19 protein-coding genes are annotated in these 17,848 nt (G+C 29.5%); 18 read left to right on the top strand and 1 reads right to left on the bottom strand.

All coding sequences use genetic code 11. The annotated features are described in order from the left end of the window. Nucleotides 1–53 precede the first annotated feature (53 nt). The 17 genes from BEN51_RS06290 to BEN51_RS06210 are packed head-to-tail and all read left to right on the top strand — an operon-like array spanning nt 54 to nt 13,316. A complete protein-coding gene (locus tag BEN51_RS06290) occupies nt 54–245 on the top strand; it encodes a flagellar FlbD family protein (RefSeq protein ID WP_119865230.1) in 192 nt (63 codons plus the stop codon). Between the two features lie 15 nt (nt 246–260). After that, nucleotides 261–1,067, top strand: a complete 807-nt coding sequence (locus tag BEN51_RS06285) for a motility protein A (RefSeq protein ID WP_119865229.1) — start codon at nt 261–263, stop codon at nt 1,065–1,067. Then, a complete protein-coding gene (locus BEN51_RS06280; RefSeq protein WP_119865228.1) occupies nt 1,067–1,795 on the top strand; it encodes an OmpA/MotB family protein in 729 nt (242 codons plus the stop codon). The genes BEN51_RS06285 and BEN51_RS06280 overlap by 1 nt, the downstream gene beginning before the upstream one ends. Next, nucleotides 1,788–2,237, top strand: coding sequence for a flagellar basal body-associated FliL family protein (locus tag BEN51_RS06275; RefSeq protein ID WP_119865227.1), 450 nt, complete (start codon nt 1,788–1,790; stop codon nt 2,235–2,237). The genes BEN51_RS06280 and BEN51_RS06275 overlap by 8 nt, the downstream gene beginning before the upstream one ends. A gap of 17 nt (nt 2,238–2,254) precedes the next feature. Continuing rightward, nucleotides 2,255–2,623, top strand: coding sequence for a flagellar biosynthetic protein FliO (gene fliO / locus BEN51_RS06270; protein WP_119866583.1), 369 nt, complete (start codon nt 2,255–2,257; stop codon nt 2,621–2,623). Between the two features lie 13 nt (nt 2,624–2,636). Further along, on the top strand, nt 2,637–3,410 hold the full coding sequence (gene fliP, locus BEN51_RS06265; protein ID WP_119865226.1) for a flagellar type III secretion system pore protein FliP: 774 nt from the start codon (nt 2,637–2,639) through the stop codon (nt 3,408–3,410). Between the two features lie 8 nt (nt 3,411–3,418). Beyond that, a complete protein-coding gene (fliQ, locus tag BEN51_RS06260) occupies nt 3,419–3,685 on the top strand; it encodes a flagellar biosynthesis protein FliQ (RefSeq protein ID WP_119865225.1) in 267 nt (88 codons plus the stop codon). 14 nt (nt 3,686–3,699) lie between these two features. Then, nucleotides 3,700–5,544: a fused FliR family export protein/FlhB family type III secretion system protein gene (locus BEN51_RS06255; protein ID WP_119865224.1), complete on the top strand. Its 1,845-nt coding sequence runs from the start codon at nt 3,700–3,702 to the stop codon at nt 5,542–5,544. 11 nt (nt 5,545–5,555) lie between these two features. Continuing rightward, the gene (flhA, locus tag BEN51_RS06250) at nt 5,556–7,610 is read left to right on the top strand and encodes a flagellar biosynthesis protein FlhA (protein WP_119865223.1); all 2,055 of its coding nucleotides are present in this window, start codon (nt 5,556–5,558) and stop codon (nt 7,608–7,610) included. Further along, the gene (gene flhF / locus BEN51_RS06245; RefSeq protein ID WP_119865222.1) at nt 7,610–8,764 is read left to right on the top strand and encodes a flagellar biosynthesis protein FlhF; all 1,155 of its coding nucleotides are present in this window, start codon (nt 7,610–7,612) and stop codon (nt 8,762–8,764) included. The genes flhA and flhF overlap by 1 nt, the downstream gene beginning before the upstream one ends. After that, the gene (locus BEN51_RS06240; RefSeq protein ID WP_119865221.1) at nt 8,758–9,621 is read left to right on the top strand and encodes a MinD/ParA family protein; all 864 of its coding nucleotides are present in this window, start codon (nt 8,758–8,760) and stop codon (nt 9,619–9,621) included. The genes flhF and BEN51_RS06240 overlap by 7 nt, the downstream gene beginning before the upstream one ends. A 10-nt stretch (nt 9,622–9,631) precedes the next feature. Further along, the gene (locus tag BEN51_RS06235; protein ID WP_119865220.1) at nt 9,632–10,261 is read left to right on the top strand and encodes a flagellar brake protein; all 630 of its coding nucleotides are present in this window, start codon (nt 9,632–9,634) and stop codon (nt 10,259–10,261) included. A gap of 13 nt (nt 10,262–10,274) precedes the next feature. Next, nucleotides 10,275–11,000 carry a FliA/WhiG family RNA polymerase sigma factor gene (locus BEN51_RS06230; protein WP_119865219.1) on the top strand — a complete coding sequence of 242 codons (726 nt, stop codon included), beginning with the start codon at nt 10,275–10,277 and terminating at the stop codon, nt 10,998–11,000. A gap of 11 nt (nt 11,001–11,011) precedes the next feature. Further along, on the top strand, nt 11,012–11,566 hold the full coding sequence (locus BEN51_RS06225) for a hypothetical protein (RefSeq protein ID WP_119865218.1): 555 nt from the start codon (nt 11,012–11,014) through the stop codon (nt 11,564–11,566). Beyond that, entirely contained in the window at nt 11,566–11,769 is a 204-nt protein-coding gene (locus BEN51_RS06220) for a hypothetical protein (RefSeq protein WP_119865217.1), read from the top strand. Before BEN51_RS06225 ends, BEN51_RS06220 begins: the two co-directional genes overlap by 1 nt. Then, nucleotides 11,762–12,532, top strand: a complete 771-nt coding sequence (locus BEN51_RS06215) for a flagellar hook-basal body complex protein (protein ID WP_119865216.1) — start codon at nt 11,762–11,764, stop codon at nt 12,530–12,532. The genes BEN51_RS06220 and BEN51_RS06215 overlap by 8 nt, the downstream gene beginning before the upstream one ends. A 13-nt stretch (nt 12,533–12,545) precedes the next feature. Then, nucleotides 12,546–13,316 (top strand): flagellar hook-basal body complex protein, encoded by a 771-nt coding sequence (locus tag BEN51_RS06210; protein WP_119865215.1) that lies wholly within the window; start codon nt 12,546–12,548, stop codon nt 13,314–13,316. A 104-nt stretch (nt 13,317–13,420) separates the two neighbouring features. Here the strand turns inward: BEN51_RS06210 and BEN51_RS06205 are convergent, their stop codons facing one another. Continuing rightward, complete coding sequence (locus tag BEN51_RS06205) at nt 13,421–15,061, bottom strand: putative manganese-dependent inorganic diphosphatase (RefSeq protein ID WP_119865214.1); 1,641 nt, start codon at nt 15,059–15,061, stop codon at nt 13,421–13,423. A gap of 212 nt (nt 15,062–15,273) precedes the next feature. Between BEN51_RS06205 and BEN51_RS06200 the strand changes: the two genes are divergently transcribed. Beyond that, nucleotides 15,274–17,829: a calcium-translocating P-type ATPase, SERCA-type gene (locus BEN51_RS06200; protein WP_119865213.1), complete on the top strand. Its 2,556-nt coding sequence runs from the start codon at nt 15,274–15,276 to the stop codon at nt 17,827–17,829. The last annotated feature ends 19 nt before the right edge of the window (nt 17,830–17,848 follow it).

Here is a 17,848-nt window from a genome sequence, read left to right as displayed (position 1 = left end):
ACAATTGACAACTGTCAATTGTCAATTATCAATTGATATAATGGGGTGTTTTTATGATAGAAGTAACAGCTATGAATAATAAAAAATTTGTATTAAATGCTGATCATATTGAAAAAATTGAAGAAGTACCTGAAACTTTAATAACCCTTACAAATGGAAAGAAATATATAGTGTTAGAAAGTGTAGAAGAAGTAGTAGACGAAGTCCTAAAATATAAAAATAAAATTGTTACATATAGGTTATAGTGGGAGGCAGATTATATGAAGAAAACAGATATTTTAACCGGAGTAGGTTTGGTTCTTGGTATAGCACTAGTGGTATATGGTATAGTTGAAGGAGGACCACTAATGTTGTTCTGGGATTTTGCTTCTTTATTGATAACAGGAGGCGGATCAATTTCTGCATTATTGATGACTTATACATTATCTGAAGTGAAAAATATTGGCAAAGTTTTTATGCAGGCTTTTAAAGAAGCTAACTCTTCTCCAAAAGAAATTATAGTACAATTTACTGATATTTCAAAGAAAGCAAGAAGAGAGGGTTTATTATCTTTAGAAGATGAAATAAATGCTATGGAAGATCCATTTATTAAAAAGGGACTTCAAATGGTTGTTGATGGTGTGGAACCAGAGTTGATAAGAGAAATATTAGAATTAGAAATAGCAGAGATGCAAGCAAGACACGAAAGAGGTGCAGGAATGTTCCAAACTTGGGGGGCATACGCTCCAGCCTTTGGTATGCTTGGAACACTTATTGGACTTATTCAAATGCTTGCCAATGTAAGTGATATAGCGAATATTACAAAGGGGATGGGAGTTGCTTTAATAACAACTTTCTATGGATCAGTTATTGCCAATATGATATGTCTTCCAATATATACAAATTTACAACAAAAAAATAATAAGGAAGTAGAAGAGAAGGAAATGATGTTAGAGGGAATTCTTGCAATACAATCCGGTGTAAACCCAAGAATAGTAGAAGAAAAACTTATTACATATTTACCTCCAAAAGAAAAGCTAGAGTATTTACAAAATAATGTTGAGAATGACAAAGGGGTTGTTATTTAATGGCAAGAGAAAAAAAGAAAAGTGAAGGACTTAGTGGAAATGAGTGGATGTCTACTTATTCTGATACAGTTACATTACTTATGACATTTTTTGTCTTACTATTTGTAATAACTTCCCAAAATAATGAAAGTGCTAGTAAAGTAGTTTTAGAAGCTTTAAATGGTGGTGGGAGCTCTATACTTCAATTTGATTTATATGATGGAGAAGTTCCATTAATAGGTGGAGAATCAGACATAGAGGGTGAAGGTGTCTTAACAAAGAAAGAACAGACATATAAAGAAGCAAAAGATTTTCTAAGCAATAACCAGGAACTTAAAGATATTGTTACTATTGAAGATAATGAGAGAGGAGTTCTTGTACAATTAAAGGATAATATATTATTTGAATCTGCTAGCTCCCAGCTAAGAGAAGATAGTAAGATGATTTTGAATAAGGTAAGTGATTTATTAAGTAATTTGGATAATGATATTTTAGTAGAGGGGCATACAGATAATATTCCAATAAACACATATGACTTTCCTTCTAACTGGGAATTGTCTGCAGATAGAGCAGTAAATGTTGTAAGATATTTTGTTGAAGCAAGAGGGCTTGATCCAACTAGGTTCAGTGCTTCTGGATACGGTGAATATCACCCAGTTGCGCCAAATGATACTTATGAAAATATGGCTAAAAATAGAAGAGTTAATATTTTGATAATAACATCTCAGGAGGGTGAAAATAATGGCTAAGAATAAAGAAGATAAAAAGAGTATGGGAAAATTATTTTTAATAATCTTTGTAATAATAGCAGCAATTGGAGGAGGAGTTTTTGCTGGTACATATTTTGCAATGAATAAAAGTGCTGCAAATGAACCAGTATATATTAAAGAAGCTTATTATGAAGTTGGCGAGATTTTTGTTAATTTAAGTGATGAAAAAGAAAGAAGATATGTTAAGCTTAATTTATCTATAAGTTACGATACATTAAATAAAGATCTAGCTGCAGAATTAACTGAAAAAGCAGTTGCAATTAAGGATATAGCAAATTTTTATTTTAAATCTTGTAAGGCAAAGGATTTTGAGCCGGCAAATGAAGCTATACTAAAAGGTACATTATTAGAAAGAATAAATGCTAAGTTAACTTCAGGAAGGCTTATTGATGTTTATATTAGCGAAATTATAGTTCAATAATAGAAGGTAGAATGTTAATGGAATTAGCAGTATTAATGATAAAATTACTATTTGCTTTAATAGTAGTTTTTGGATTGATGTTTATACTTATAAAAATTAGTAACAGTAAATTAAATAAGATTAATCAAGGGAAATATATAAAAGTTCTAGAAAGGACAAACATATCTAAGGATAATTCCATAATTTTATTGAAAATTGGGAATAAAGGTTATGTAATTGGTTCTTCTAGTAAAGGGATAGAAAAAATAGAGGAAATTTCTGAAGAGGAAATTGCTGTTATAGATAAAAATAAAGAAAAGCAAAAAGAAGAAGTAAATCAACAATATGAAGAGTTTATAAAAAAACTAAATTTAAAGTTTAAAAAGCTTAAGAATAAAAATAGCTAAAAGGAAGATTAATATGAGTAAAAGAAGAAGAATTATATTTATGGTCATATTTATAATATCCTTAACATTTATCTTTGAGAAAACAGTAATGGCTGAACCCATAAATATACCTGATCTTAATATTTCGATTGGTGATGAAGCAGCATCTCCTCAAAATTATGTGGATAATATTAAATTATTAATTGTATTAACTATATTAACTTTATTGCCATCTATTATTATTATGATGACATCATTTACAAGAATAGTAGTAGTTTTTTCTTTTTTGAAAAATGCATTAGGGGCTGCTCAATCAATTCCAAATCAAATTCTTACTGGTTTGGCAATATTTTTGACTATCTTTATTATGAGACCAGTATATAATGAAATTAACGAGAATTCTTTTAAACCTTTTATGGAAAATACAATAAGTCAAGAAGAAGCTATTGAAAATGCTAGCAAACCTTTAAGAGAATTTATGTTAAAGGAAACAAGACAAAAAGATTTAGAATTATTTATTGAAACATCAGATTTAAATTCAGAGGAAATTACAAGGGAAAATATTCCTTTAACGCTTGTTGTACCAGCCTTTGCAATTAGTGAATTAAAGACTGCCTTTCAAATTGGATTTTTAATTTATCTACCATTTTTGATAATTGACATGGTAGTTTCAAGTATTTTAATGTCAATGGGTATGTTTATGATTCCACCGGTTATGGTGGCTCTTCCTTTTAAATTATTATTGTTTGTAATGGTGGATGGATGGAATTTATTAGTTAAATCTTTAATTTCAAGTTTTGGAGGATAAGCAGAAAAATGAGTCAAAATTTAGTTACTGGTATTGTTAAAGATTCCTTATTTACAGCTTTAAAAGTAGTCGGACCAATTTTGGTAGTTTCTATCTTAATTGGTTTAATAATAAGTATTTTTCAGGCTACAACCCAAATTCAAGAACAGACTTTAACCTTTGTACCTAAATTAATAGGGGTTGCACTAACAGGATTAATTTTAGGGAGTTTTATGTCTCAAACTATAATTGATTTTACAAAGAGAATATTTGATATAATTATTAATATATCTTAGGGGGGTAGGAAGGTATGATAGATACAGCCTACTTCTTGGCGCTTATTCTAGTATTTTTAAGGATAGCAGCTTTTTTGGGAATCTCAAATGTTTTTTTTCCCACAGGAACTCCAAATAAACTAAAAGTTTTTGTTTCATTAATCCTTTCTTTTTCATTGCTTGGAGGAATTGATTATACTAGTGTGAATGAAGTAACAAGCAATTATTATTTAATTATTTATGTCATATCAGAAATATTAACTGGATTGATATTTGGATTAATTGTTGATATTTCTTTTAAAATCATTATTATGGCAGGAAGTTTAATAGATTTACATATTGGATTGAGTATGGTTAACATAATTGATCCAAATAGTAAAGTTAATACAACCTTAAGTGGTAATTTGCTCCATTCTATTGCACTGATGATTTTTTTTATAGTTGATGGTCATCATTTGTTAATAAAGTCTTTATTAGAAAGTTTCAATCTACTACCTTTAGGTAGGAGCATAATATTTGGTGAAACAATGTTAGCTATGATTCAAATAATAGTGGAGTATTTTATAATAGGATTGAAAATAGCAATACCAATAGTATTGATTATAATATTAACAGATTTATGTATGGGGTTAATTTCAAGGGCAGTTCCCCAAATAAATGTAATGATTTTGGGTATGCCTGTCAAGATGCTTATAGGAATAATTGCAATAGGCTTATCTTTACCAGTAATTATAAAAATAATAATTAGTAATATAAGTTATATACCGGAAATAATTAGAAAGATTATTACTGCTGTTCCATTTGTTTTTTTAATAGCCTCTGATGAAAAAACAGAAGAGGCAACGCCTAAAAGAAAAAGTGATGCAAGAAAAAAAGGTCAGGTAGCTAGAAGTAAAGATGTGGGGTTAGCCATTACATTTGTAGCTTCAATATTTGTAATAATACTGCTAAGTAACAGCACTGTTGAAGCTTTCAAAAAGAATATTATCTACTTTCTTTCACAAGCAGCTTCAATACAGCTGACAGATGGAACGCTTCAAGGATTAAGTGTATTTGTTTTAAGTAAAATGGCAACAACCTTGATGCCAATTATTCTTCCGATTATGATAGCCGGAGTTGCTGCAAGTTTAATGCAGACAGGTTTTTTAGTAGTAAAGGATGCTATTAAACCTTCTTTAAATAAATTAAATCCTATAAGCGGATTTAAAAATATGTTTTCTAAAAGATCAGCAATAGAGTTAGTTAAAAATCTTGTTTCTATTTCCATAATTATTTTTATGGCCTATTCTTATGTAAAAGATAATTTTTATAAAATACTTAATATTGGTAATTTATATCTTCCTACAATGGGAGTAGAAGTTAAATCATTATTATTGGGTATTTTTTATAGAATTGCGATTTTTGTAGTAGTTGTAGCAGCTATAGATTATATAGTACAAGTATTTATGCATAGAAAAGAAATGAGGATGTCAAAGGAAGAAGTAAAAGAAGAATATAAACAAATGGAAGGAGATCCTCAAATAAAATCAAAGATTAAACAAAAGCAAAGGGAAATGTCTAGAAGGAGAATGATAAATTCTGTAGGGGATGCTACTGTTGTTATAACCAACCCAACACATTTGGCAGTGGCAATAAAATATGAAGAAGGTAAAATGGAAGCACCACAGGTTGTTGCAAAGGGAGCAGATTTACTTGCATTAAAAATAAAAGAAAAAGCAAGAGAAAGTGATGTACCAATTATTGAAAATAAGCCTTTGGCAAGGATGATATATGAACAGGTAGAAATTGATAAATTTATACCTCAAGAAATGTATCAAGCAGTTGCCGAAATACTGGCTATGGTATATAAATTAGATAAGAAAAAAAGAGCTAAAGGATAAAGAAGGATGGGATGAGGTTGAAATTTGATATAAAAAAGAATACAGATGTTTTAGTTGCATTTGGTGTATTAGGTATTGTACTTATGATAATAATACCTCTACCTACAATTATTTTAGATATTTTATTAGCATTTAATATAACAATATCTGCTGGTATATTAATAATGACTATGTTTACAACTAATGTACTACAATTTTCTATATTTCCTACATTATTACTTATTACTACATTATTAAGATTAGGTTTAAATATTTCATCTACTAGACTTATATTAAGCAAAGGGAATGCAGGCGATATAATTGCTGCTTTCGGGAACTTTGTAATAGGTGGAAATTATGTTGTTGGTATTATAATATTCATAATTATTGTAATCATAAATATGATGGTAATAACTAATGGTGCTGGTAGAGTAGCTGAAGTTTCTGCAAGATTTACACTAGATGCTATGCCTGGTAAACAAATGAGCATAGATGCTGATTTAAATGCTGGCATAATTGATGATGCTACTGCAAGAAAAAGAAGGGAAGACCTTCAAGCAGAAGCAGATTTTTATGGAGCTATGGATGGTGCTAATAAATTTGTTAAAGGTGATGCAATAGCAGGGATTATAATTACATTAATAAATATTATTGGTGGAATAATTATAGGTGTAATGAGTGGTAAGGGAATTCAAGAAGCAGCATCTCTTTATACACAACTTACTGTAGGGGATGGATTGGTTAGTCAACTTCCTGCTTTACTAATATCTACTGCATCAGGTATTTTAGTAACAAGAGCTGGAAGTTCTGAAAATTTTGGTAAGACCTTTACTAAGCAGCTTACAGCTTTTCCAATTGCTATGGCTATAGTTTCTGCAGTAATGATTTCCTTAGCATTAATACCATCAATGCCTAAGCTTCCATTCGTTTTAGCTGGTATGTCTTTTGGATACTTATCATATATTTTAATTAAAGAGGAAAGAGCACAGGAAGAAATGGCAATGGCTCAAGTAGAGGAAGATAGCGCAGAACTTGAAAGAAAAGAGCCTGAAAATGTTATGAATTTAATTTCAGTTGAGCCAATGGAAGTTGAAATTGGTTACGGTTTAATCCCATTAGCAGATGAAGCTACTGGAGGAGATCTTCTTCAAAGGATAGCTTCTGTTAGAAGACAATGTGCAATAGAAATGGGAATAATTGTACAACCTATAAGAATTAGAGATAATCTTCAATTAAAAACTAATGAATATGTAATAAAAATAAGGGGAACTATTGTGGCTTCATCCGAATTAATGCCAAATATGCTTTTATGTATGGATCCTACTGGAGATAATACTAGAATAGAAGGTATAAGGACAATTGAACCAACCTTTAATTTACCAGCCGTTTGGATAAATATTGATAAAAGAGAAGAGGCAGAGATACAAGGTTTAACAGTAGTTGATCCAACAACTGTTATGGTTACTCACTTAACTGAAACAATCAAAGCCCATTCTTACGAATTATTAGGTAGACAAGAAGTTCAATTAATAGTTGATAATACAAGAGAAAGATATAGCGCTGTTGTTGATGAGCTTATACCAGATCTTATGACTATAGGAGAACTACAAAAGGTATTACAAAATTTATTAAAAGAAAAAGTGCCAATAAAAGATATGGTTACAATTATGGAATCCTTAGCAGATAACTCAAGATTAACTAAAGATATTGAACTATTAACTGAGTATGTTAGATTTGCTTTAGCAAGAGTTATTTGTAATCAAATAATAGATGAAAATAGAACAGTAACAGTAGCAACTTTATCTCCGCAAATTGAAGAAATTATTGCAGCAAATACTCAAAAATCAATGCAAGGTTCATTCCCGGCTGTAGACCCAGATACAACTACTAAAATTTTTCAATCTATTAGAGATGTGATAGATCGAATTAATTTCTACAACAATCAGCCAGTAATATTAGTTTCACCAAATATTAGGCCAGTGTTTAGAAAACTTATTGAAATGGTATATCCGCATATTATGGTTGTATCTTTAAATGAAATTCCAAATGATGTACAAATTAGAACCGAAGGAGTTGTATCATTATAATGGTAATAAAAAAATACTTAGTAAAGGATATGAATGAAGCTCTTACGAGAATTCGTTATGAAATGGGTAAGGATGCAATTATTATTAGTCAAAGAAAAGTAAAGAAACCAGGTATTTTTGGATATTTTAAGCCAAAAATGATTGAGGTTACAGCTGCTTTAGAAAATAATAAAATTGATCCAAATTGGAAACAAAAGAAAAATGATGAAATAGATATAAATGAATCTATAAATAGTATTAAGAAATTAATGAAGGATAAAACCAAAGAACTAAATAATAATCTAGAAGGTAGTAAGGAAGAAATAGCTGTAACTCCTGCTGTTATAGATGATAATATTAAAGATGAAGTAAAGGAAATAAAAGAACTATTAAACAAGGTTATAAAAAATACAGCGAAAGAAAAAGAGGAAGATGATATATTATCTTACTTAAGAGAAATTGATGTTGAAGATGAATTAGTAGAAGAACTTTTAAGTAAGGATTATGATAATCTTGATGATTTTAAAGAAGATTTTAAAAAATTAATAAAAGAAAATGTGAAAATATCTAATGAGAATTTACAGGGTAAGGTGGTCTTAGTAGGTCCAACAGGAGTTGGAAAAACTACAACAATTGCAAAATTGGCAGGAAGACTTGCTTTAATTGATAAAAAGAAGGTTGGTTTAATTACAATTGATACATATAGAATTGGTGCTGTAGATCAGTTAAGAACTTATGCAGAAATAATGAATATTCCTTTTAAGGTGGTAATAACATTAAAGGAAATGGAGAATGCAGTAGAAGAATTAAAAGATTGTGATATTATACTGATAGATACAACCGGAAGAAGCAGTAAAAATACTATGCAAATATCAGAACTAAGAGCTTTTATTCATAAGATTACCCCAGATAATATTATGCTTGTGATAAGTGGAACTACTAAAAATAGAGATATTGATATAATTTTAGCAGGATATAGAGAATTAAATTATGAAAAGCTAATAATAACTAAATTAGATGAAACCACAGCCTATGGTTCAATTTATAATATATCAAAAAAGTCAGGAAAGACTATTGCTTATATTACAACAGGGCAAAATGTACCAGATGATATAAAATCACCAGCCTTTGATGAACTAGAGAAGTTAATACTAGGGGAGGATAGTATATGTTAGATCAAGCTGAAAGTTTAAGAAAATTAGCAAAAGGAGAGCCCCTAGTCAATAATAAAAGAAAAACAAAAATAATTACTGTAACTTCAGGAAAAGGTGGAGTAGGAAAAAGCAATTTTGTTGTGAACTTGTCAATAGCCTTAACTCAAATGGGAAAAAGTGTCCTTATTTTTGATGCAGATATTGGTATGGGAAATGATGATGTATTAATGGGTATTTATCCTAAGTATAATGTGTTAGATCTAATAAATGGAACTCTTTCAATAGAAGAGGTTATTGTTGAAGGGCCTGGAGGAGTAAAGCTTTTACCAGGAGGAAGTGGACTTAATAACATTGAGGATTTGCAACAAAATCAAAGGGAGATGTTTTTAAGAAAAATAGAAATGCTTGAAGGCTTTGATTATATATTCATAGATACAGGAGCTGGAATTAGTAGAAGTGTTCTTGCATTTATTGCATGTTCTGACGAATTTATTTTAGTTACAACCCCTGAACCAACATCTCTAACAGATGGATATAGTTTATTAAAAGCAGTTAATCATTTTAAGATAAAAGATAAGGGCAATATAGTTGTTAATAGAATAATTAATAAGACTGAGGCAGATAATACTTTTACAAAATTTAAAACAGCCGTAAATAGATTTTTATCAATAAATGTAAACTACTTGGGGTATATATATGAAGATAGAAAATTATTAATGGCTGTAAGAGAACAAAAACCATTTGTAATAGCAAATCCTAATTGTGATGCAGCTAGATGCATAAAGAGTATAGGTGAGAAACTATTAGGAGAAGATAACGAGATAAAGGGAGTTGGCGCTAAAGGATTGTTTAAAAAGTTATTTAGTATTTTTAATTAGGGGGAGTGGAATGGAAAAATTAAAATTAGAGATTAATAATAAACTTGAGGTCTTTTATGACAAAAAAAATTACAAATCTGTAATTCAAGATATTAGAGAAAAAGAAAAGGAAGTATTAATTTCTATTCCAGTATTTGATGGAGAATATTTAACTTTGGCAACAGGTACAATTATAGAGCAAATTTATTATGATAACAATGGTAATGTTTATCAATTTAAGAGTAAGGTTTTAGGAAGAATAAAAGAAAGAAATTTATCATTATATAGATTAAGTTCTCCTTATGATATAAAGAAGATACAAAGAAGAGATTATGTTAGAGTTAATTTTGTTAAGGCAATTAATTATTTACATTCAAATAACATTGAGGAGAAATATAAAAAGGCGCTGCTGCTTGATTTAAGTGGTGGCGGTATGAAAATGAAAGTTGAAGAAAAACTTGAAAAGGGTGATGTTATTTTTTCAAAAATAATATATGAAGATTCTATAATTAATGTAAATGGTAAAGTAGTTAGGGTAGAAAGAACAGATGATAATAAATTTATTTGTGGCATTAATTTCTCTGATATAAGTGAAAAAACAAGGGAAGAAATAATTAAAATTGTTTTTAAGGTTATGAGGAAACAAAGGGAACTTATTTAAGGAGGTTAAAAATATGGAAGCTCAAAGTCCATTAATTCAAAAAGAACAGATAGTTGAAAAATATATACCATTAGTTAAATATTTAGCTTCAAGAGTTAGTTTTGGAAAAACCAAATATTTAGAATATGAAGATTTAGTTGGATATGGAATTATTGGACTTTTAGATGCAATTAATAGATATGATCCTAGTAAAGGTATGAAGTTTTCATCTTATGCAACTTTAAGAATAAAAGGAGCAATGATAGATGAAATAAGAAAAAATAGACCAATTTCTAAAGGTGCAATGGATAAATTAGTTAAATATAACGAAGCTATAGAGAAACTACAAAATACTTTGATGAGAGAACCTAGTCTTGAGGAAATAGCTTGTGATATGAATTTAACTATTGAAGATGTTTCACATATTGAAAATTATATCAACTATATGTCAGTGACATCCTTAGAAGCTATAATTTATTCTGATGATGATGATTTAACAATAATGGAAACATTAGAAGATAAAGATACAATATCACCAGAAGAGTCCTTAGAAAACAAGGAAAGGGTAGAAATTTTAGAGAAGGCAATAAATCAATTAAAAGAAAAAGATAAATTGGTATTAAATTTATATTATCATGAAAAACTAACTCTTAAGGAAATTGGAGAAGTATTAGAAGTATCAGAATCTAGAGTTAGTCAGTTACATAGCAGGGCTATTAGAAATCTAAGAGCTATAATGCAGAAAATAAATTATATTTAAGGAGAATTATTATGCTTCCTTGGGTAATTATTTTATTAGGAATAATAATTATAATAATTAATATTAGAGGAATATTTAAAGGAAACAATACAGTTTTAAATAATGAAGGAGAAAGTTTTAATGAAATATTAAAAAAAGAAAAAGTAAATAATGATAGAGATTACGATAAAGAAATAATTGCTATTAGAAGGGATATGGCAGAAACTGTATTAGATTTACAAAAGGAAATTGAAGAACTAAGAGTTTCCTTAAATTATTTTATAAGGTATAATAAAATTGATAAGTTAGACGATAATATTAATATTGAAAAAATTAAAAATGATGACAATAAAGTTAAGGAAAAAGAAAATATAAATTTAGATGAAAATGTAATTTCAGAAATAAATTTTTCACATAAAGATCATAAGACCTTTCAAAAAGAAAAAAATTCTCAAGAAGAGAAAAAGGATGATAAAGTGCAAAAAGTAAAAGAGCTTATAGAAGAGGGCTTAAGTGATGAGGAAATTTGTAATAAGTTATCAATAGGCAAGGGGGAAGTATTATTAATAAAAGGATTATTAAAATAATGAATTTAATATTAGATCTTTTAAAAGATAAAAAGATTCTTATTGGTATAGGAATTGGAATGATTTTTACTTCTTTATTAATGTTTGGATTTGGTAACAGAGAGCTTTCTGATAGTGAAATAGAGGAAAGAGCAAGAAAAATGGGAATGCATTTTGAAGATGAATGTAAAGTATTATTTGAAGGGAATGAGAATAATGATTAGAAGTTTATATACATCAATTTCAGGATTGATAACTTTAGAAAAGCAACAAGCTAACATAAATAATAATATAGCCAATGCTAATACAACAGGCTTTAAAACTGACAACTTAGTTACAAAAAGCTTTGATGAAGTTATGATACAAAATAGAGATAAGGTAGTTGGAGGAAGAAATGTAACCCAAAAACTAGGAACTATAAGTTTAGGGGCAGCTATTGATACAGTTAGTACTTCCTTTACACAAGGCGTATTAAAAAATACAGATAAGAAAACAGATTTTGCAATTGAAGGAAGAGGCTTTTTTGTAATTCAAAAAGGAAATGAAGCAGTATATACAAGAGATGGAAATTTTAAAATAGGCAATGATGGATATTTGATAAATACAAGCGGAGATAGAGTGTTAGGAGTAAATAAAAATACTGGAGCTTTAGAGCCTATTTTTATTGGTGATAATGAAATTGTATTAGATAATGATAATAATTTATTTGTAGGAAATACTGCAACTCATACCTTAGCAACAGCTGATTTTGAAGATTATAATGCTTTGGAAAAAATTGGCGATAACTATTATAGTGCTGAGAATCCAATATTAAATGCTGCTGTGAATGTAACTCAAGGAGCTTTAGAATCTTCAAATGTTAATATTGCTAATGAAATGATAAATATGATGACAACAATGAGAAATTTTGAAACTAATCAAAAAATGGTTCAAATAATAGATGAAACCTTAGGCAAGGCAGCAAATGAAATAGGATCAGTAAGATAGTAGGAGGAAGCTTATGTTAAGAACATTATGGACGAGCAGAGCAGCAATGAATGCTAATCAAGAAAAAATGAATGTTATATCCAATAATATAGTTAATTCTGCAACAACAGGCTATAAAAAGGCAGAAGTTGGTTTTAAGGATTTATTAACAGAATCATTAAATAAAAAAGGTGTACCTTTAAATGATAAAGCTGCTTTAATAGGGACTGGTTCAAAGACTACTGGATTATATAGAGATAATACTCAAGGTACATTACAAGAAACTGGTATAAATACAGAGCTAGCAATAGATGGAGAAGGCTACTTTAAAGTTATTACTAGAAATGGTCAAGAAGCATATACTAGAGATGGATCTTTTCAAATTGATGTGACAGGAAGATTAGTTGATGCTAATGGAAATATTCTTGAACTTGATTTTGTTAATGGATATTCTGAAGAAAATGTTAATTTTAGTCCAAGTAATATTTTAATAGATACAAGTGGACAAGTATTTGTAAAGGAGGCAGATACTTTTACAAAAGTTGCTGATATTCCTTTATATAAAGCTATAGGGGATAATGCTTTTTTATCTATAGGCAATAGCTTATACTATCCAGCAGAAGGAGTTGAAGTTGAAAGAGTAACAAATTCCAATATTCATCAAGGAATGCTTGAAGCTTCAAATGTAGATATAGCAGAAGAAATGGCAGAAATGATAGTAACTCAAAGAGCTTTTCAATTAACTTCAAAGGGAATTACAGCTGCAGACGAAATGTGGCAGATGATAAATAATATGAGAAGGTAAATTAGTGTACAGTTGAAAATTGATAATTATAGATAATTTTCAGATAATCTGAAAATCTAAAATTAGAATAAAAAGAAACCGTTGCGTTTTGCAACGGTTTTTTTTTACATAGTTTCTATTGCTGCAGTTATTGGTGGTACAACTTGTTTCTTTCTTGATAGAACTCCATCAAGGAAGGCTGAGTTGTCTTTTAAAGTTACCTTAAAGGCTTTTTCTACTATTTCTGGCTTAGCACCAGCAACTAGTACTTCTGAACCTTCATTTAGGATATCAGTAAGAAGTAACATTACCATGTCTAAGTCGGCTTCCTTAGCTTTATTATTCATATAAGCCAGCATATCTTCCTTAAGAGGCATAAAACCTTCAATATCCATTGTATTAACTTGAGCAATACCAACTTTAGTGTCACCAATGTTAAATGGTTTATAATCTTGGTTAAAGATTTGCTCTACAGTTTTTCCTTTTAAGGATGTTCCAGCCTTAAACATTTCCTTTGCAAATTCTTCAATGTTTATGCCGGCAATATCTGCAAGTTTTTCACATATATATTTGTCTGTATTTGTACAAGTAGGACTTCTAAATAAAAGGGTATCAGAAATAATTGCACCGCATAAAAGTCCTGCTGCTTGTTTAGAAGGTCTAATTCCATTTTCAAAGAAGCATTTACCAACTATTGTGGAAGTACTTCCTATAGGCTCGCTTCTAAAGTAAACTTGGCCACTAGTTTGAATATCAGCAATTCTGTGATGATCTATAATTTCTAAAATTTCTGCTTCATCACGACCATCAACTGATTGACCTCTTTCATTATGGTCAACTAAGATAAGTTTCTTTTTATAATTTGATATTAAGTGATATCTTGACATAGTACCTAGTACTTTGCCATCAACGCTAATAACAGGATAGCTTCTATATCTTGTTTCTAGCATAACTTTCTTTACATCTTCAACTAAGTCATCAGTAGAGAAAGTAACTAAATTTTCTTTTATCATTACATAACCCACTGGTATACTTTGAATTATTAGTCTAGAAGTTGTAAAAGAATCGTGAGGAGTTGATATTATAGTAATATTAGCTTCTTTAGCTTTTTCTATTATTTTATCACTTGGTACATGAGAACCTGTAACTATAACAAGAGATACTTTTAAATCAAGTAAAGCTTCTTGAACTTCCTCTCTATCTCCAACTATTGCAATATCGCCTTCTTCAATATGGTTTTCCATGCTTCCTGGTTTCATTGCACTTACAACTATTTTACCAGGGAAATGGTTCACACCAGGATTAACATATATAGCTTTAGCAGATAAAGTATCTATAATATTTTCTAAAGATGTATTACTTTTTGATAATATTTTGTTATCCCATATATCCATATAACATGATGTTAAGTTTGAAATTGCTAAAACACCAAGTAATCTATCATTTTCATCTGCTACTGGTAAAGTTTTAATATTTTTATCCTTCATTATATTCCAAGCAGTTTTCAATGAAATATCTGAAGATACTGGAGTTATTCTATCAAAATCTAAATCCTCAACTTTTAATTTTACTGTTGTAAGTAGTTTTGGAGCTTCAACTCCAAAATAATCAAGAATAAATTGTGTTTCCTGATTTACATTTCCTAGCCTACATGGTATTGCAGGCATATTTCCTGTTTTATTTTTAAATTCTGCATATCCATAAGCTGCACATATAGAATCAGAATCAGGATTCTTATGTCCAGTTACGTAAATTACATCCTTCAAAATTGTCCCTCCTTTTGTTGATTAAAGTCATATAAGAATATTCTATATTTATATCATTAATTTGTAAAGTCATCATTTTAAACTATCTGTTGAATTATGTTGAAAATTATGTAAGAAAAGTTATTGATTATACAGTATTTTCAAAATAATTAATTCATAACTTTTATTTAACTAAATATAATATATAGAAACCATTATAAGGAGGACAAATGGTGATACAGGAGAAAGAATATTCACATGGACTAACTACTAAGGAAGTGAAAAAAAGACAAGATACCTATGGATTAAATGAAATATCACATAAGAAGAAAAAATCGCCACTATTTATATTTTTATCTCAGTTTAATGATCTAATTGTCTGGATATTGATAGGTGCAACTATTATTTCAGGACTAATGGGGGATAGTGCAGATGCAATTACTATACTTATAATAGTTTTTGTAAATGCGATAATGGGATTTGTACAAGAGTTTAGAACTGAAAAATCTTTAGAAGCATTAAAAGAACTTGCTGCTCCAACTTGTAAGGTTATTAGAGATGATGTACTAAAAGTAATAAATTCTATTGAAGTAACCATAGGAGATTTAGTTGTTCTAGAAGCAGGAGATAGAATTCCAGCAGATGGAACCTTTATTGAAGCTTCTTCAGTTATGGTAGATGAATCTCTTTTAACAGGAGAATCTGTTGGTGTAAGTAAGGAAGCTAAAAAAGGTAAAAACTTAGGCTTTATGGGCACAACTGTTTTAAAAGGAAAAGGATTATTATTAGTTGACAGCATTGGAATGAAAACTGAGATGGGGAAAATAGCAAACCTTCTAGATAATATTGAAGAAGAAAAATCTCCTTTAAGAGAAAGATTAGATTCCTTAGGAAAAGTTTTAGTAGGATTATGTTTAATTATTTGCGCCATTGTAACAGTTCTTGGAATTATTAGAGGAAATGAAATTGGAGACATGTTTTTACTTGGTGTTTCATTAGCTGTTGCTGCAATCCCTGAAGGCCTTGCGGCAATAGTAACTGTTGCCTTAGCCTTAGGTGTTTCAAGAATGCTTAAGAAAAATGCACTAGTTAGAAAGCTTCCAGCTGTAGAAACATTAGGTTGCACTTCTGTAATTTGCTCAGATAAAACAGGAACTTTAACCCAAAATAAAATGACAGTAAAAGAAATATATATGAATGGAAGAATATATGATTTAGAAAAAGATGAGTTAAAAAACCATTCTATGTTAATGAAGGCGCTTATCTATTGTAATGACTGTAATTATGATTTTAATGTTAAAAACATAGATAAGGCTCTTTATGGAGATCCAACAGAAACAGCTTTAATAAAGGCCTTTTTTAATGATATAAAGAAGTTGAAGGATTTTTTGTCAAATATAATTAGAGTATATGATATTCCTTTTGATTCAACTAGAAAAATGATGAGTGTTGTAATAAAAGAAGCTGGCAAAGAAATATGCTATGTAAAAGGAGCCCCTGAAAGGATATTGGAGAAGTGTACTCATATATTGGAAAATGGTACTATTAAGCCCTTAACAATACAAAAAAGAAAACAGGTTTTATCATATATGGATTCAATGTCAAATCGGGCTTTAAGATGTTTGGCAGCAGCATATAAGGAAAAAAATATTGTTCATAATGAGGAGTTAGAAAAAGATTTAATATTCTTAGGAATAGCTGGAAGTATGGATCCTCCAAGACCTGAAGTAAAAGATGCTGTATTAAAATGTAAGCTTGCTGGTATTCAACCAGTTATGATTACTGGAGATCATAAAAACACTGCCTTGGCAATAGCTAAATCAATTAATATATGTAATACAGATAATCAAGCAATTACTGGCGAAGAAATAGAAAGAATTAGTGATGAAGAACTTACAAAAAAAGTTAAAGATATTAGGGTATTTGCGAGGGTTTCCCCTAATCATAAACTAAGAATAGTAAGAGCCTTTAAAAAGAATAACAATATTGTTGCAATGACTGGAGATGGAGTTAATGATGCACCAGCTATCAAAGAAGCAGATATAGGGGTTGCAATGGGGATATCAGGAACAGATGTAACTAAAGAAGCTGCCTCAATGGTTTTAATGGATGATAATTTTGCTACAATTGTATCAGCAGTAGAAGAAGGTAGAATAATTTATGATAATATTAGGAAATTCATAAGATATTTATTATCTTGTAATTTAGGTGAAGTACTAACAATGTTTTTAGCTTCATTATTTTATCTTCCAAATCCATTAACACCAATTCAAATATTATTTGTAAATCTAGCCACAGATGGGCTTCCAGCCATAGCTCTTGGTGTAGATCCCCCAGATAAAGATATTATGCGTCAGGCACCAAGAGAAAAGGGAGAAGGTATATTTGCAAGAGGTTTGTGGTCTAAAATAACTGTAAGAGGCGTCTTAATCGGAGTTTGTACTTTACTTGCTTTTATAATTGGAAGATTTAGCAGATTTGATTTAGCTACTTGTAGAACTTTAGCTTTATGTACATTAGTAATGTCACAGCTTTTCCATGTATTTGAATGTAGGTCAGAGAGACATTCAATTTTTGAAATTAAATTATTTACAAATCCTTATTTGGTTGGGGCTGTTATGATTTCAATGATAATGGTTGCTTGCATATTATATATTCCATTCTTAGCAAGAGTTTTTGATACTGTTGCATTAAATTTAGCTCAGTGGGGAATAGTATTATTCTTTTCTGGAACGATCTTCTTAGTAAACAGCACATATTTACTAATTAGATCAAAAACAAAAAGATAAGGTAATGAAAGGGACTGGA

The organism is Clostridium isatidis, assembly GCF_002285495.1.
Taxonomy (GTDB): Bacteria; Bacillota; Clostridia; order Clostridiales; family Clostridiaceae; genus Clostridium; species Clostridium isatidis.
The sequence above is the reverse complement of the archived record's forward strand: the minus strand, read 5'-3'. Positions and strand labels throughout refer to the sequence as shown.

Coding starts and splice junctions, on each gene's coding strand:
- BEN51_RS06290 (WP_119865230.1), top strand. CDS start 54: ATGATAGAAGTAACAGCTATGAATAATAAAAAATTTGTATTAAATGCT.
- fliP (WP_119865226.1), top strand. CDS start 2,637: ATGAGTAAAAGAAGAAGAATTATATTTATGGTCATATTTATAATATCC.
- BEN51_RS06255 (WP_119865224.1), top strand. CDS start 3,700: ATGATAGATACAGCCTACTTCTTGGCGCTTATTCTAGTATTTTTAAGG.
- BEN51_RS06230 (WP_119865219.1), top strand. CDS start 10,275: ATGGAAGCTCAAAGTCCATTAATTCAAAAAGAACAGATAGTTGAAAAA.
- flhF (WP_119865222.1), top strand. CDS start 7,610: ATGGTAATAAAAAAATACTTAGTAAAGGATATGAATGAAGCTCTTACG.
- BEN51_RS06240 (WP_119865221.1), top strand. CDS start 8,758: ATGTTAGATCAAGCTGAAAGTTTAAGAAAATTAGCAAAAGGAGAGCCC.
- BEN51_RS06235 (WP_119865220.1), top strand. CDS start 9,632: ATGGAAAAATTAAAATTAGAGATTAATAATAAACTTGAGGTCTTTTAT.
- BEN51_RS06275 (WP_119865227.1), top strand. CDS start 1,788: ATGGCTAAGAATAAAGAAGATAAAAAGAGTATGGGAAAATTATTTTTA.
- BEN51_RS06220 (WP_119865217.1), top strand. CDS start 11,566: ATGAATTTAATATTAGATCTTTTAAAAGATAAAAAGATTCTTATTGGT.
- BEN51_RS06280 (WP_119865228.1), top strand. CDS start 1,067: ATGGCAAGAGAAAAAAAGAAAAGTGAAGGACTTAGTGGAAATGAGTGG.
- flhA (WP_119865223.1), top strand. CDS start 5,556: ATGAGGTTGAAATTTGATATAAAAAAGAATACAGATGTTTTAGTTGCA.
- fliO (WP_119866583.1), top strand. CDS start 2,255: ATGGAATTAGCAGTATTAATGATAAAATTACTATTTGCTTTAATAGTA.
- fliQ (WP_119865225.1), top strand. CDS start 3,419: ATGAGTCAAAATTTAGTTACTGGTATTGTTAAAGATTCCTTATTTACA.
- BEN51_RS06215 (WP_119865216.1), top strand. CDS start 11,762: ATGATTAGAAGTTTATATACATCAATTTCAGGATTGATAACTTTAGAA.
- BEN51_RS06225 (WP_119865218.1), top strand. CDS start 11,012: ATGCTTCCTTGGGTAATTATTTTATTAGGAATAATAATTATAATAATT.
- BEN51_RS06285 (WP_119865229.1), top strand. CDS start 261: ATGAAGAAAACAGATATTTTAACCGGAGTAGGTTTGGTTCTTGGTATA.
- BEN51_RS06210 (WP_119865215.1), top strand. CDS start 12,546: ATGTTAAGAACATTATGGACGAGCAGAGCAGCAATGAATGCTAATCAA.